Annotated in this window: 16 protein-coding genes and 1 pseudogene; 7 read left to right on the plus strand and 10 right to left on the minus strand. The window is 40.0% G+C overall.

Annotation, left to right across the window (positions count from 1 at the left end; translation table 11 throughout):
• Positions 1-40: 40 nt before the first annotated feature.
• From CWC28_RS14580 to CWC28_RS14610, 7 genes are all read right to left on the minus strand, one after another.
• Positions 41-3,151, minus strand: a complete 3,111-nt coding sequence (locus tag CWC28_RS14580; RefSeq protein ID WP_138625338.1) for an efflux RND transporter permease subunit — start codon at positions 3,149-3,151, stop codon at positions 41-43.
• A gap of 54 nt (positions 3,152-3,205) precedes the next feature.
• Positions 3,206-4,120, minus strand: a complete 915-nt coding sequence (locus CWC28_RS14585; protein WP_138625339.1) for an efflux RND transporter periplasmic adaptor subunit — start codon at positions 4,118-4,120, stop codon at positions 3,206-3,208.
• Between the two features lie 2 nt (positions 4,121-4,122).
• Complete coding sequence (locus tag CWC28_RS14590; protein WP_249324974.1) at positions 4,123-5,451, minus strand: TolC family protein; 1,329 nt, start codon at positions 5,449-5,451, stop codon at positions 4,123-4,125.
• 69 nt (positions 5,452-5,520) lie between these two features.
• A complete protein-coding gene (locus CWC28_RS14595) occupies positions 5,521-5,883 on the minus strand; it encodes a hypothetical protein (RefSeq protein WP_138625340.1) in 363 nt (120 codons plus the stop codon).
• A gap of 45 nt (positions 5,884-5,928) precedes the next feature.
• Entirely contained in the window at positions 5,929-6,828 is a 900-nt protein-coding gene (locus CWC28_RS14600; protein ID WP_138625341.1) for a cation diffusion facilitator family transporter, read from the minus strand.
• Positions 6,821-7,549 (minus strand): transglutaminase-like domain-containing protein, encoded by a 729-nt coding sequence (locus CWC28_RS14605; protein ID WP_138625342.1) that lies wholly within the window; start codon positions 7,547-7,549, stop codon positions 6,821-6,823. The genes CWC28_RS14600 and CWC28_RS14605 overlap by 8 nt, the downstream gene beginning before the upstream one ends.
• A 12-nt stretch (positions 7,550-7,561) precedes the next feature.
• Positions 7,562-8,215, minus strand: a complete 654-nt coding sequence (locus tag CWC28_RS14610) for a cation efflux transmembrane domain-containing protein (RefSeq protein WP_138625343.1) — start codon at positions 8,213-8,215, stop codon at positions 7,562-7,564.
• 82 nt (positions 8,216-8,297) lie between these two features.
• Between CWC28_RS14610 and cadR the strand changes: the two genes are divergently transcribed.
• The 7 genes and pseudogenes from cadR to CWC28_RS14645 all read left to right on the plus strand — a co-directional run bounded on the left by cadR (position 8,298) and on the right by CWC28_RS14645 (position 14,724).
• Complete coding sequence (gene cadR / locus CWC28_RS14615) at positions 8,298-8,687, plus strand: Cd(II)/Pb(II)-responsive transcriptional regulator (RefSeq protein ID WP_138625344.1); 390 nt, start codon at positions 8,298-8,300, stop codon at positions 8,685-8,687.
• A 131-nt stretch (positions 8,688-8,818) separates the two neighbouring features.
• On the plus strand, positions 8,819-9,388 hold the full coding sequence (locus tag CWC28_RS14620; RefSeq protein WP_138625345.1) for a recombinase family protein: 570 nt from the start codon (positions 8,819-8,821) through the stop codon (positions 9,386-9,388).
• Between the two features lie 18 nt (positions 9,389-9,406).
• Positions 9,407-11,167, plus strand: a complete 1,761-nt coding sequence (locus tag CWC28_RS14625; protein ID WP_138625346.1) for a KAP family P-loop NTPase fold protein — start codon at positions 9,407-9,409, stop codon at positions 11,165-11,167.
• Position 11,168: 1 nt separating this feature from the next.
• Positions 11,169-12,056: a Qat anti-phage system associated protein QatB gene (locus CWC28_RS14630; RefSeq protein ID WP_130244328.1), complete on the plus strand. Its 888-nt coding sequence runs from the start codon at positions 11,169-11,171 to the stop codon at positions 12,054-12,056.
• On the plus strand, positions 12,049-13,383 hold the full coding sequence (gene qatC, locus CWC28_RS14635) for a Qat anti-phage system QueC-like protein QatC (RefSeq protein ID WP_045979592.1): 1,335 nt from the start codon (positions 12,049-12,051) through the stop codon (positions 13,381-13,383). Before CWC28_RS14630 ends, qatC begins: the two co-directional genes overlap by 8 nt.
• The gene (gene qatD / locus CWC28_RS14640) at positions 13,380-14,111 is read left to right on the plus strand and encodes a Qat anti-phage system TatD family nuclease QatD (protein ID WP_045979591.1); all 732 of its coding nucleotides are present in this window, start codon (positions 13,380-13,382) and stop codon (positions 14,109-14,111) included. Before qatC ends, qatD begins: the two co-directional genes overlap by 4 nt.
• A gap of 51 nt (positions 14,112-14,162) precedes the next feature.
• Positions 14,163-14,724, plus strand: a pseudogene (locus CWC28_RS14645) (manganese efflux pump MntP).
• A 1-nt stretch (position 14,725) separates the two neighbouring features.
• On the opposite strand, the gene CWC28_RS14650 reads toward CWC28_RS14645, so the two are convergent.
• From CWC28_RS14650 to CWC28_RS14660, 3 genes are read right to left on the minus strand one after another with little or no spacing between them, the layout of a single operon-like run.
• Complete coding sequence (locus tag CWC28_RS14650) at positions 14,726-14,944, minus strand: GDCCVxC domain-containing (seleno)protein (RefSeq protein WP_062566147.1); 219 nt, start codon at positions 14,942-14,944, stop codon at positions 14,726-14,728.
• Positions 14,932-15,321 (minus strand): organomercurial transporter MerC, encoded by a 390-nt coding sequence (gene merC / locus CWC28_RS14655; protein ID WP_016708222.1) that lies wholly within the window; start codon positions 15,319-15,321, stop codon positions 14,932-14,934. The genes CWC28_RS14650 and merC overlap by 13 nt, the downstream gene beginning before the upstream one ends.
• 60 nt (positions 15,322-15,381) lie before the next feature.
• Positions 15,382-15,759, minus strand: a complete 378-nt coding sequence (locus tag CWC28_RS14660) for a MerR family transcriptional regulator (protein ID WP_016708221.1) — start codon at positions 15,757-15,759, stop codon at positions 15,382-15,384.
• Between the last annotated feature and the right edge of the window lie 182 nt (positions 15,760-15,941).

Consider the following 15,941-nt stretch of genomic DNA (forward strand, 5'->3'; position numbering starts at 1 on the left):
AGGCTTCTCGAAAACATTACGAGAAGCCTCTAAATTAAAGTTAAGATTTGTATTTACTGTAAACAATTCTATATAGAACAGGCAAAACAACTAAAGTAAGTAAAGTAGAAGAAATAATTCCTCCAATTACCACCGTCGCTAATGGCCTCTGAACTTCAGCCCCAGTTCCGACGTTTAATGCCATAGGAATGAAACCTAAGCTAGCAACCAAAGCGGTCATTAATACAGGGCGAAGCCTGATAGTTGCACCTTCGATAATTGAGTTTATTAGCTCTCCTGTTTCAAGTAATCGCTGTTTAATGAATGACAGCATCACCAGTCCATTTAATACAGCTATCCCTGAAAGAGCGATAAATCCAACAGCAGCAGAAATTGAAAGAGGCATGTCTCTTAACCACAAAGCCAATACGCCGCCTGTAAGTGCTAAAGGCACACCACTAAATATGATCAGGGCATCTTTTATTGAACTAAATGCTATGACAAGCAGTGTCAAAATTACAAACAATGTGGCAGGTACTACGATGGATAATCTTTGTGTTGCACTCTCAAGTTGCTCAAATGTTCCGCCGTACTCAAGCCAATAACCAGCAGGCAATTCAACACTTTGTTGAATTTTTTGCTGTGCCTCTTGTACGAATGAGCCTAGATCTCGGTTTCTAACATTTGCTGTAATTACAATTCGTCGCTTACCATTTTCTCGGCTTATTTGACTTGGAACTGTCGTATAATTTAACTCTGCAACTTCGCTTACAGGTACAAACTCACCACTTTCTGTCGCGATTGGCAAATTACCTAGCTGATCAAGGTTGGCTCTCAACAGCTCAGGATATCTAACTACAATTTCAAATCGACGATCACCTTCGAATATTAACCCTGCGCCTTCACCTGACACGACTGTTTTTAACCAAGACTGTAAGTCGCTTGCATCCAACCCGTATAGCGCTAATGCTTCAGGCTTGGGGTTAACGGTAAAGATAGGCACGTCATCAACTTGTTCGAGCCGCGCATCAGCAACACCTGAAATTGTATTGAGTGTAGCCAAAACTTCTTGTGCAGAAATGACAAGTTGGGATAGATCATCACCGTAGAGCTTAATCCCTAAATCAGCTCTTACTCCGCTAATTAATTCGTTAAATCGCATCTGAATTGGTTGAGTAAACTCATAATTATTGCCGGGAATAGAGCTGAGATCTTTTTCCAGCCTTTCAACAAAATCCTCTTTCGTTAAATTAGGGTGGGGCCATTGCTCTCTCGGCTTTAATATCAGAAAAGTATCAGTCACATTTGGCGGCATCGCGTCTGTCGCAACTTCTGCTGTGCCCGTTTTTGAAAACACCGTAACAACTTCATCATATTTCATAATTTGTTGTTCAAGTACCTTCTGCATTTCTACAGCTTGGTCAATACCCGTGCCCGGAATACGCATCGCGTGCAGTGCAATGTCACCTTCATTAAGTTGAGGAACGAATTCAGATCCTAATTTACTACCAAGTAATATGCTAAATGTCACAAGTAAAGCAGCGCCGCAAACAACTAGCCAACGTAGTTTTAAAGCCCACTTCAAAACCGGACTATAAACTGACTTAGCGCCGACAATTACTGGACTTTCTTTTTCGCTGATTTTGCCTTTCAAGAATAAAGCAACCGCAGCGGGGACTAGCGTGAAGGTAAATACCATTGCAGACAATAGAGCGATTATCACCGTTGCGGCCATCGGATGAAACATTTTGCCCTCGACACCCGATAAGGTAAACAAAGGTAAATAGACAATCGTTATGATCAATACGCCAAAAACACTAGGTCGTATAACCTCATTGGTAGCAGAATAAACAATGTCTAGGCGTTCTTTCAGGGAAATGACAGAACTATTTCGTTTTTGGCTTTCTGCTAACCGCCTAATGCAGTTCTCAACGATTATTACCGCGCCATCGACAATCAATCCAAAATCTAAGGCTCCCAGACTCATTAAATTCGCAGAGACTTTGCTTTGAACCATGCCCGTGATTGTTGCCAACATTGCCAAAGGAATTACTGCGGCGGTAATCAAAGCGGCGCGTATGTTACCCAGTAATAGGAACAATACGAAGATAACCAGTAATGCACCTTCAATAAGATTTTTCTGTACGGTGCTAATTGCTTTATCAACCAGAGTTGTCCTGTCATATAAGGGAACTATGGACACGCCTTGAGGTAAACTGTTTTGGATTTCACTAAGCTTGTCACCAACAGCCAATGCCACCGAGCGTGAATTTTCTCCTACCAGCATCATTGCGGTGCCAATCACACTTTCCTTGCCTTCCAGTGATGCAGCTCCTGTCCTTAGCTCTTTTCCTATCGCAACTTCGGCGACATCTTTAACTTTTACAAGTGTGCCGTCGTCGCTTTTTATAATGACGTTTTGGATGTCTTGAATAGATTGCAACTGAGCTTGTGAACGAACAAGAATTTGCTGTCCGCTTCTTTCGATGAATCCAGCCCCTTGATTTGCATTATTTCGCATTATTGCATTTGATAGTGCTTCACTGGTAATACCGAAGTGCAACATCCTTAACGGATCGGGATTGATATGGTATTGCTTTTTATAGCCACCAATTGCATTGATTTCCGTAATCCCTTTAACCAATGCAAGTTGTGGTTTCACTACCCAGTCATGGATCTCCCTTAACGCCATCGCATCATAGGGTAAGCCATTATTCTGCTTTGCACTTTCGTCGGCAGTTATACTGTACATGTATATTTCACCGAGGCCCGTAGCAATTGGTCCCATTTCTGGTTCAATGCCTAACGGTAGTTGCTCCTTAATTGCGCTAAGCCGCTCATTGATTAGGTTTCTGGCAAAATACAGATCTGTGCCTTCTTCAAACACAACAGTCACTTGCGACAGGCCATATCGAGAAAGTGAACGGGTATAATCCAGCTTAGGTAAACCTGCCAAGCCCGTTTCGACGATAAATGTGATCCGTTGCTCTGTTTCCAAAGGTGAATAACCTTGAGCCTGCGTATTTATTTGTACCTGTACATTGGTAATATCTGGTACGGCATCAATAGGTAGCTTCTGATAGTTCCATATTCCTAAAGCGATGATAAACAAGGCCATAAGCAACATAGTGCCACGTCTACGGATAGATAACTCTAGTATCCAAGCGATCATATTTTCACCTCGATAATACTGAAGCCAATATGTAGAGGATAAAAAGGTCGGAGATTAGTGTTCATGTCCAGCCTCCGATTTTTTTAGATCAGCAACTAGCAGATAACTGTTCTTTACAACCACACTTTCGCCGACGTTCAAACCGTCGATGATAGCAATATTGATAGCGTCTGAAGCGCCAGTTTTTACGGCGCTAGGGTGGAATTCATTGCCTTCTTTAATAAAAACAACATCTTTGCCTTCAAACTCTTGAATGGCTTCTTTTGGCACAACAACTGGAGCAGAGTGTTGACTGGTCGTAACCGCACCTTTAATTACAGTGCCAAGCGGCCACTTGCTGGTTTTGTTATCCAATTTTACAAATGCCAATGAGTATGGCTTGTCGTTTAGTGATGGTGTTAAATAGCTAATTTGCGCACTTTGATTAAATTCAATGCTTTGGATTAGCACCTGCTGGTTAGTGTTAATTTTACTAAGCTGAGTAGGAAATACAGATAGTTGTGCCCAAACCACGTCAAAGGTGGCTATTGTCAGCAAGTTTTCACCATTTGTCAGTTCGCCAATATTTGCTTGCCTTGCGACTATACGTCCAGACATTGGTGCTTTTATCGAATATTGGTTTAAGCTTTCATTGGATTCAATGACTACCAGCGTTTCACCTTTTTTAACCTCTTCGCCGATATTAACTTTTACCTCCTTAATAACACCATCGAATCTAGCGTTAACATGTGCAAGTGATGCTGGATCGGCAACGATTTTTCCATATACAACTTCTTCGTTATGAATAACACCGCTAGTTGCTGCTACTGTTTCAATGCTGTTTTGTTTAGCCATCTCAACAGACATAGAGACTATTTCATCTTTGTGTTCTTCACTGGCTGAGGTCGTGATGGAGGTGAAACCAATTACAGCAACAAGCATTAATTTGAAAAGGCTGATTGGTGAATTTAATATATTTTTCTTTTTCATGATTAATTCTCAATAAAGCTTGAAAGTTGGCTTTCTGTATTGCCGGAAGAAATTAATGGAATGCCTGATAAGGACTCGATGGAGGCGCTTTGTTTGTGAACCTCACTTGCGGCAAAAATAAGCGCATATTGCATATCAATAAGCTCTTTTTGAACTGAAATTAGCTCTAAATAACTAAAGCGCCCGTCCGAGTAGGCTTTTTGCACTAATGACAAAGCACTTTCTTGTGGCGGAATAATACTGGTTTGTAAGGTTTCAACCGTAAGGCGAGCCTCTTCCTGAGCCGCATAAAATGTCGCTAATTGGCTGTAAATTGCTCGCTCACTGGCTTTCCGTTGCTGCTCAACTTCATCAAGTTTTGCTTTTTGAGATTGATAGCTGCCTCTATTTCTATCACTCGTAAACAGAGGGACGCTAATTCCTGCAACCAACGCAGTCTCATTGCTACCTTCAAGTCTTTTCACACCTGCGTTCCACGTTATATTGGCGTGGCTTTGTGCGTTGATTGATTGTAATTGAGCTTGCTGAATTCTCGATTGCTCTGCATAAGCTAATATATGAGGGCTTTGAGAAAGTTGAGCCATGATGTATTCGAGTGATATTGTTTTGGGAAATGCAAATAAATCGCCTGATACACGAGAGAATTGCGGTGATTGTTCTCCCCACATAATAGCTAACTTACGAACACTGGCCTCTAACTGCTTGGAAATGGTTAACGTCTTTAGTCGAGCTGTTGCTAAAGCTGCATCAGCTCGTTTTTGCTCTGATGACGGTGCCGAACCAACACGAACTTTTTTGGAGACAGTTTGATAGGTTTCTCGTGCTAGCTTTTCTGCATTTTCATTGACGAGCATGACTTGTTGTAACGTCAAAACATCGATATAGCGAGCTGCTACTTCACCCAAAATATCGAGTGTTTGTATTCTTTTTTCAACAGCTATAGCTTGCTGTTGGGCATTAATATAAAGCTTTCTGCTATTTACCTTATCTCCCAATTCCACCACGGAAGATATTGATAAAGTTAATTCAGCGTCGCTGAATCCAGATACATCACCTGTACCTGCAAAGTTTTCCAATTCAGCGCTGACATTATATTCAGGTTTTAATCCTGCGGTAGCTAACTCGCCGTCTAAGCGCTTTTGTTTGTATTTAAAAGCTGTTAGCTGTGGGTTGTTTGCAAGTGTTCGTTGTATTGCCTCTGACAATGTAACTGAATCAACAGTTAAGTCATTTGCAAATACATTATTGGTTGTCACTAAAAACGACAACAGAAGCAACCGTTTTACTTTCTTCCAAGCAAGTACGGGGGCCTTAAAATAAGACATATTCATATTTTGTCCTGTTTATTTTATGAAACGAGCGTTGGCTTCACCGCCTAACGCGCCAATTAAATAAAAGGACTAACTTTTGGGAGGTCGAAGTAATCTGGAAGGGGGAGCTTCAATGACTACTTTTAAATAATCAAATACCTGATTTGATTTGAAATCAATGTCTCTACTGATGTAAATATGCGCAGCAAACTGTACATGCGAGCCATTGCAGTGTCCGCAATGATGACAATCAGCGGGGTTGTGCTGGTCATTATCTGCTGATGATTGTATTAATTGTTCGGAAGAAATATGGTCATCTAAAGCATGAACATGCTCGGTTTTTATATGCTCGGAATCAACAATATGAACATCAGCAACTTTTGCCACAGCAGTAAATGACTGAAGTAATATCAGCACTATCATGATGTATGCAGGGAATTGTTTAATATTCATTTCGTTTCAACTATCTCTTAGTTATGCCAATGTTAACACTATCGTTTAGCTTGCGTCACGACATTGCTCGTCTATGAACTCTATTTCAATTGTTGTATGAGCAAAATCAAACTCTTTAAGCTCCTGTCGTAACTCTAGCTTGTACGATTTCAGTTCTTCGTTAGATATTTCAGTGTTTAAAACAATATGGGCGGTTAAAACGTTGTGTTCACCATCAAGTGACCAGATGTGCAAGTGATGTACTTCACCCACAATGGCTTTAGAAACTATTTTCGATTTAATATTTTCAATAAGATCAATATCTGGTGTCGCTTGCAAGAAGAGCATAAGTGTCGATTTCAGTGTTCTTACAACATTAAATAAAATAAAAAGAGTAAACCCAATTGATAAAATAGGATCGAGTATGGGCCATTCAACAAACATCAATACGATTGATACAATAAATATAGCTATCCAACCTAAAACGTCTTCAAGCAAGTGCCAGTTTAAAACTCGTTCATTTAAGGTCTTTCCATGACTTAGCTTATAGGCAGCGTAACCGTTTACCACCATGCCAAAAATAGCTAATAAAAGCATTCCTTCGACTTGAGGCATTTCGGGGTTAGCTAATCTTGGTATAGCCTCAATTAGTATAAAAACAGAACCAACAGTTAATACCAAACCGTTAATCAATGCGCCAAGCAATGAAAAGCGCTTGTAACCATATGAAAACTGGCTAGAGGCAGGCTTGTTACTGAGCTTATTTAATCCCCATGCGGTGCCTATGGAAATGCTATCTCCTAAATCATGGATAGCATCTGCCATGATTGCCGTACTATTGGTTAACCAACCTCCGATAAATTCGATGATGGTAAACGTGAGGTTTAGAAAAAAAGCCCAGCCAATGCGTCTCGAAGCGTCCTCATCATGGTGAGAGTGATCATGACCGTGAGAGTGGCTATGCATGTTGAGCCTCCGCGTTTACATTTTTTCCTCTAAGCCTTTGTACATTCCAATTAATGATATGACGGATAAAGTTTTGGTACGCCCAACGTTTAATACCCGTTAGATTGGTTCCCTGCTCAGCATAGAATTCATCGGGTGAGTCATAAAAGCCAAAGTCGTCGTGTATGCCTTCTTTTTGAATATAAGTATCTTTACCAACCCAGTTCGTCTCTGGGTTACTTATGCAGGTAGTAGCTATTCCATAACCGCAAAAACTATCTTTAGCTTGATTGAATTTGGATTGAATTGAACTTAGATAAGCTTCGTCGAGAATGAAGCCTTCTAAATTGATCCACTTACCTTCATAAAGCACTTCTACCCAGCTATGGATAATGTATTTAGGGGCTAACCAAAATACATAAGAAGGAATTGCCCCTTTCTGAAGTTGTTGATCAATCGTGAAACCATGAAATCGGCATTGAATGCCAAGTGCCCGTAATAGAGCCATCAACAAGTTTCCTTTGGTATTACATTGCCCATAGCCATCCGCTAAAACTTCACTCGCAGATATATCATCGCTGCGGTTGTAACCAAACTGAATCTCATCTTTAACAAAGGTGTAAGCAGCTCCTATTGTGTTGTATTCATCCAATGTATTCCAATTCCGATCTGCTATTAGAGATTGGATGCTGTGATCATCTAAGTCTAATATTTGTGTTTTCTCTAAATAATTAGCACTCATTATCCATCTCCTTTAAGAACATGATTTTGTTTTACTTCCACTACAGCTATTGTTTTCGCTTGTTAACTCTGCGTTGCTCAGCTCTTTCTTCGCATCAGTAATAATCAGGTAAGCCCCTCTTAAAATTAGGGTTGCAATCACACTACCAATCACAATGTCAGGCCAGCGAGAATCAAGTAGCATCACTAAAACACCAGCAGCAATGACCCCCAAGTTTGCGATCACATCGTTGGCTGAAAATATCCAGCTTGCACGCATATGGACTTCACCATTGCTTTGCTTTCTGATTAAAACTAAACAAATGACGTTTGCTATTAATGCTACAAAACCAAAGCCGATCATGAACCAAGAGTGAGGCTCACCTTCTCCGAGTCTTCTTACTATGTCAAAGATTACCAGTATTCCGAGTGTCAGCTGAAAGTAACCGCTGATAAGGGCTGCATTGGCTTTATGCTTTAAAGATCGGCTCACGGCATATAGAGCAATACCATAGACAATTGCGTCAGCCAGCATATCCATTGAATCTGCTATCAAAGCCGTTGAGTTTGCATATAGGCCCACAGTAATCTCAACGCAGAACATAACCGCATTAATACCTAGCAACCAATACAGCACATGTTTTTGTTTCGCATCTTTTAGTTCGACTTCGCAACCACAACCACTCATTGCACGGCCTTAGTTATTTGCTTGATAACTTAACTATAAAGTCTATAGTGACTATAGAGTCAAGATTTAGGACTAAAGTTTTATGAAGATAGGTGAACTTTCAAAAACGACAGGGTGTTCGATACAAACAATTCGGTATTACGAGAAGGAAGGGTTGCTTTCAACTCCTGAACGTACTGAAGGGAATTACAGGTTATACGGTGAACGGGCTTTAAAAGAATTAGAGTTTATAAAGCATTGCCGAAGTTTGGATATCCCTCTAACAGATGTTAAACGCCTTATGGAACTGAAAAATAAGCCAGAAGAAAGCTGTGCAAGTGTTAATAAGCTCATTGCTCAACAATTGGCCTTAGTTAACAATCGAATGAGAGAACTCAAAGCACTAAAAGCTGAGCTTCAACAAATGGCAAGTTTGTGTACAACTGAAAACACCGTTGAAGTGTGTGGAATAATGAAGTCACTTGATAGTTAGAATTGTCATTCATTTTCTATCCATGTTGTGTACGAATAACTGTATTTTATTACGTTCATGTACGAAATTTATTTAATGTACTTTCGTTCACTTAATTGTTAAGGTGTACGAAAGTTACAGGTTTCGTACATATGAAAGTTGGTTTTGCAAGAGTCTCAACTAAAGAGCAAGATTTAAATATTCAACTGTCCAAGTTGGACGCTCATGGCTGTGAAAAAATATTTCAAGGCAAACAGTCTGGTGCTTCGGTTAGAAATGAAGAAAAGCTAAAGGAACTCATCGATTTCATCAGGGAAGGTGATGAGGTAATTGTTACTCGCCTTGATCGGCTAGGCCGATCATTAAAGTCTATTCTTGAGGCTATTGAAAGTATCCACAAAAAGGGGGCTTGCTTAAATATTATTGACGGTTCTCTCAATACTAAAAATGATAACCCGTTTGCCACCGCCATGATCAACCTATGTGGAGTATTCGCTCAACTTGAGCGGGATCTTATAAAAGCCAGAACCACAGAAGGTCGTGAAGAAGCTAAAGCTAAAGGCAAACACATGGGCAGATTGCCTGCTTTGTCAGACAAACAAGCGAAAGAATTATATAAAGATAAATTAAATGGTGAATCGATCTCTGCATTAGCGAAGAAATATTCTGTTAGCCGCCCTACGGTTCATCGAACTATTGAAAGAATGGAACAAAAGAAATAATAAATAAAAGGAGATGTTATGTGGTCTGATAAAGAATCAAAAATTGACTTCTTAAATTTTAATGAAACGGCTGAGTCGATTAAAGATCTTATCACTGAAAAGGAATTAATGCCTATTAGCGTCGGTGTCTTTGGTGATTGGGGCGCAGGAAAATCTACTATTCTTGAACTTACCAAAGCATCTTTGGAAACTGATGAACAAGAATATATCCAAGTACATTTTGATGCATGGACTTTCCAAGGGTACGATGATGCTAAAGCTGCGCTATTAGAAACAATCGCATCTACTTTAGTTAAAAAAGCAGCAGACGATAAAAACCTAAGTGCAAAAGCAAAAGAGTTTGCTGGACGAATAGATAAGATCAGACTGATGGGACTACTTATGGATGGTGGTGCAGCATTAGCTGGTATACCAACTATAGGTGGTATACAGAAGATCATGGGACTATTCAGTGGTGGTGACGATGGTGAACTGGATGTTGATGATGTAAAAGGTGCTGTCGATGGCGCTAAGGATGTCGCGAAGAAAAACAAAGGTTTGATCAAAGATAAGAAATCATTCTCACCTCCTAAAGAAATTAAAGAATTCCGAAAAGCATATTCAGATCTGCTAAAGGAGTTTGATAAACCACTTATTGTCTATGTCGATAATTTAGATCGCTGCTCTCCATTTAATGCCATTTCAACACTTGAGGCGATCAGATTATTTCTATTTCTACCAAATACCGCATTTGTTATTGCCGCCGATGAAGACATGATCCGCTTGGCTGTGCCGGAATATCACAAAGGTGCATCTCAACGACATCAAACTGATTATTTAGACAAGCTTATTCAAATTCCTGTGCATGTACCAAGACCCGGCGTTCTGGAGATAAGGGCATATTTAATGATGCTTACTGCTCAAGACCACGGCGTTACCGATGCTCAATTAGAAACGATAAGATGTGCCCTTGAAGAATCATTAAGGCTGTCGTGGAAACAACCACAAATAACCATTGATGAGCTACTTCAAGATCACGCTATCGAAAAGCATTCAGAACTCAGAAGTAAATTTGTAGTTGCTGAGCAGTTAGCTCCACTATTAGCTGAATCCACAAACATTAACGGCAACCCTCGCATTGTTAAGCGATTACTCAATCAAGTGAAGATGAGAAAGAAAACCGCTCACCGTCGAGGAATGCAGCTTGATGAAAAAACTATCACTAAGCTGGTCATTTTTGAGAGGTGCTTAGGTACTCAGGCTACCAATAAGCTTTATGAATTAATTGATAAGGAAAAGGGATTCCCAAAAGTATTGGCGGATCTCGAAAATTCAGAAGTTGAATTTGACGAAATTAAGTTACCTGAAGAGTGGAAGCTAGACCTAGCTTTTATTGATAAATGGTCAAAATTACCTCCAATGTTTACTGAGATGGATTTGACTCCAGCGGCATATCTGAGTCGAGAAAGCATTCCAATGGGCGCTGTAAATGCGGTAATGTCTGGAGCCGCTCAAAAACTTGTAGAAGAATTAATGAAGCAAAAGGTTAGGGTCAGTGGCGTTAACTCTACAGCTATTACCACAACACCGAAGGAAGAATACATGTCAGTCATGGATGGTTTGATTGAAAACTTTAAGTTGATTGGTGATTGGACTGAAAGACCTACAGGCATTTATGGAGCGGTGCTACTTGCCAAGCAGGATGATAAATGTTGTTTAAGTCTTCTTACATTCTTGAAAAGCTTGCCCCGACAAAGGTGGCTTAATCCAATTTTAAAAGAACTAGAGGGAACTAAGTAATATGGGTACGTCCGCATCGTCAACAGGACCGAATAACAAGAGTCCGCTAATTCCATCGTGGGCAGAGCAAGGAGACCCCGTCACAATAGAACCTGCATCAGGTACTGATGGGGATGATCAAACAGGCTTTGACAGTGGTCAAGCAGATGATCAGAATGACAATAGTAACGATATTGACAATGACAAGGTTCAACAAGAAATCGGCGGTTCACCAACAGCAACACCGCCTCCAAATAGGTTTGCTAGTGCAAGAAGAGCATTTGGTAAGTACGCTCAAACAGGTGGATCAACTTCGGATCTAAGGCGTTCATTAAAAAGTTACTCTAGAAAAGGCTCTGGTGGAGGTAAGAGTACTAGCCGGAGACTAGCAAGCGGCATAACTGCTGGTTCTGGATTGCTTGGTGTCATGCGTGGCGACACAGTAACGGTTAATAATCAAAGCTTATCATTAGGTGATCTAACTGGGCTATCGACTGACCAAGCAATTGACAAAATTGCTAGCCATTTAGCGCCTCATAATGCCGATTCGGATGCTGTAAGAGTTGCGTTGGATTACGCACTAGAAGAAGCATTACCCGATACTGAAGAGTTTGATCCTAACAGTTTTACCGACGAAGTTATCCAAGAAGCCATAGGCTGTTATTTAACAGATCTTATATTTCAGGATGTGGTTGAAGGCATGGGCAGAGCTTGGTTTCATGTTGAGCCTGCAAGTAAGCATCATCAAATGGAAGTAGAATTAAGGGAATTAATAAAAGTGATCACACAAGAGCAGTTAGACAAAGTAACTAATGGCAACCCTAGTACTATTAGCAAGGAAAATATTACTAAAATTCAAGCTGATGCAATTGCAATGACAGTGGATGAATGGGAGAGTTTTGATGACTAATTTTTATTTTAACCATGACCCAGCTAACTTGCCTGATTTTTCTGAAGACTGTCATCCTGTCCAAATGTTTCACACGCATCAAAATGACATCACTAAGCACAGCTTGGTGTCAAAACAACTACTACAAACAGTTCGTGATTTAGGATTGCATGTAGATGCTGATGCAATAGATCTGATAACAATTGCAACCGCCGTTACCGCCGCTGATACATTTGAATTGAGGGATAATGCAGAAAATGCATGGGCTAGAAAAATGCACTTGCATGTTCCTGTTACCGATGAGGATATGTGGAATACTGTTGAGCCTGAACTAAGTTCTTTGCTCAACTTTCTAACGGGCGATCAATGGCAGTTTACTTTTGAAAAAACAACTATGCCGATGCCGACTCCTAAAACAAGTGAGCAAGCGAAAGCAAAAGCAAAATCATTAATTGGACTCAACTCAGTCTGCCTTTTTTCAGGAGGTCTTGATAGCGCCGTTGGTGCAATTGACATTTTAAACGGAGAGTCAGCCTTAAAACCGCTTTTGATTAGTCACGCTTATCGTGGTGATGGCGCAAAACAGGAAGATATTAAGCAATTATTGTCCCCGCCATTCGGCGAATTGTCCTATTCAATGTCTCCTCATATTATCAAGCAGTTAGAAGGTAAAACTGACATTAGCATGAGGGGAAGAAGCTTCAACTTCCTAGCTATGGCGGTACTTGGCATATCAGCCTTAAGAAATGCTAATTGCGATAGCAGTATTGAAACTATTGTCGTCCCTGAGAATGGCTATATTTCTATAAATCCACCGCTTACCAGAAGACGGATTGGTAGCCATAGTACTAGAACTACACATCCTAATTTTCTAAGCAGGCTTGAATCTTTGCTTAGAGACACTGGGTTTCATGTCAAATTTGTAAACCCCTATCAATTCAAAACTAAAGGTGAAATGTTAGCGGAATGTGTTGATCAAGACGCAATTAGAAAAGCTGTTCCTCTGAGTGTTTCATGTAGTCATTGGCACAGAGAGCATAAACAGTGTGGACATTGTGTACCTTGTCTTATTCGAAGAGCGTCAGTTTTTCATGCTGGTTTTACACAAGATGCGCCATACAAGACAAAGAGGTTGAAAGGGCTTATGAAAGAAAAAGATACGCGTGATGATCTTCAAGCGGTTCAAACAGCCATTATTAGATTGAAACAATCCGATAACTATCGTTCTTGGCTTCGAAAGTCAGGACCAATACCACAAGAAAAAGATATACGAGAAAAATTAGAATCAACTATTAAGCGAGGATTGGCAGAGGTTGAATTATTTCTCCAAGCGGATAAATCATCATGATGGATCTTCATTGCCATGTTGATTTATATCCAGATTATCAAGAGGTATTGAACGACATAAAAAGCAGTAATTATTACGTGCTATCAGTAACTACGGTGCCGTCAGCTTTTGAAGGTACTGTCCAGTTAACAAGTGACATAAAACACTGTAAAACGGCTTTGGGTCTGCACCCTCAACTTGCTCATTTAAGGAAAAATGAACTACCTCTATTCGATAAGCTAGTTGATAGAACTAGATATATTGGAGAAATTGGGCTGGATGGCTCAAAAGGTTATGCTGATTACTTTGATGATCAATTAGAGGTTTTTACGCATATTTTGAAAAAATGTGAAGGCTTTGATAACAAAATATTAACTATCCATAGTCTCAACGCGACAGGTGAAGTACTTGAACAACTTAAGTTATACCCCAATGCTGGTACTGCCATTCTTCATTGGTTTTTAGGTACTAAGAAGCAAGTTCTAGAAGCCGTCGAGCTAGGCTGTTTCTTTTCTATTGGGCCAGCCATGCTTACTTCAGCCAGAGCTAAAAAAGTAATATCGTGGATACCTCAAGATAGGATTTTACTCGAAACTGATGGCCCTTTCGCCAAAGTGGCGGGGAATATTCTGTTTCCTTCAAGTGTTGGCACTGTTACTGAATATCTGGCTGAAATTTGGTGTAAAAATAAGGCTTCGATAATTGAGCAACTGTCAGCAAACCTTAGGTGTTTAACATCAGTCAAGTAACTAATTATACGTCACGTAATCTTATAACAATTTTATTCAGGTTTAATCGATTTGTTTGAAGTATTTGTATTAGCTATAGCACTCAGTATGGACGTGTTTGCAGTATCCATAGGCTTAGGTTCTAAAAAAGTAGCAAATGCTGAAAAACTCTTTATTAAAGCCGTTGCTTATTTTGGATTTTTCCAAGGCTTTATACCTCTTTTAGGCTATTACAGCGGTAAAGGATGATCATCTTGGATTGAAGATTATGCACCTTGGATAGCTTTTATTTTGCTATTATTTATCGGTGGCAAAAATGATTTATGAGTCCCAATCTGAAGGAATTGAAGAAGATATTGCTAATGTTACTCATCGTGTGCTATTTGTTCTTGCTATTGCCGCCAGTATTGATGCAATGGCGGCAGGTTATGCAATCACATTGCTTGAGGTAGATATAGCCGTAGCTTGCTTGATAATAGGCGTCACGACGTTTGCCTTTAGCTAGATTGGTGTGAATATCGGCGAAAGAAGTGGCGTATGGCTGGAGTCTAAAGCTGAACTATTTGGTGGTTTAGTGTTAATCGCAATCGCATTTAAGATATTACTTGGTTGGCACAGAACCACCGAATACTAGGCTACTTACCTGAGCAACATGCATTGCCTTCTTGAATAGGAGGACACTTAACTGTTCCATAAGAGCAGTAAACGCAACAATCACCTTTGAACGGTTTAAGTAGTGCTTTACAGCTTTCGCATTCGTAATACCATTGGCAAGCGTTTGTAGGCATGGTTTCAACTTTGCTAAATCCACATTCAGGGCAAGTTATCTTAGATTTTAATTCTATACCTTGCATACTGGTTCCTTAATGGGCTTAACAATATCTAAAATAGACATTACGACCATCCAAATGATCCCAAAGTAAAATAAGTAAGTGCTCCAGTCGTATTGCCATAAAGGATAAAGGGTCAGCAATACTGCAATTGGGCCAATGACACTTAAAATGCCTCTTAATGACTCTCGATGTTGATACCAATTATAGAAATTAACTAACAACGCTAGTGAAGCAAATAATGGCAATAAGGTGTTCACCGCTATCCCTTCAAAATGTGAAAGAAAACCTAACCCAAGAGCAGATGCCAATGAGCCGAGCGCAGGAAAACATGCTGTGCAACTAAGGGCGGCTAGCCAAACGCCACCAGAACCTACTTTATCTAGAATTTTATTGATCATAACTATCTACCTCAATTTTTAAGGTAGTATAAACTCCGTACATAAGTACGGGGTCAATAGCTATTTAAGTGAATTTATTACCGGGCAGGATTGAGGGTCTTGATTGGCCTTGCAAGAATCTGTCATATCTTGAATTACTTTCTCTAACCGCTGTAAATCAGCAATTTTATTACGGATGAGATTAAGTTTTTGCAATCCCATCGATTCTATATCAGCGCAACTGCTACTTAGTGACATCAGTGATTCAATTTCTTTCAGCGTAAACCCTAATGCTTTAGCTTTCAGAATAAATTTGAGTTGATTAGCGTGTGTCTCGTCATACTTTCGATAACCTGATTCGGGTTTTGGAGGCTGCTCTATTAAACCTTGGCGCTCATAAAAGCGGATCGTTTCAACATTGATATCTAAATCTTTTGCCAGTTTTCCAATGGTTCTCATAAACATACTCTTTAGAAGCAGAGACATCATTATACAATTAATGCGGATTGCCTAAACTCAATTTTATTGCATGAACGGGGTCGCTAAGCGTCCGCTTTGTAGAATTAAGTTCACATATCCAGATCACTCTGACCGTCTCTTGTTCGCTCTTGCTGCCTGTCAGGTGAAGTCTAAACCTAATC

Origin of the sequence: Pseudoalteromonas sp. S4492 (assembly GCF_005886115.1) — a bacterium.
GTDB classification, from domain to species: domain Bacteria; phylum Pseudomonadota; class Gammaproteobacteria; order Enterobacterales; family Alteromonadaceae; genus Pseudoalteromonas; species Pseudoalteromonas gelatinilytica.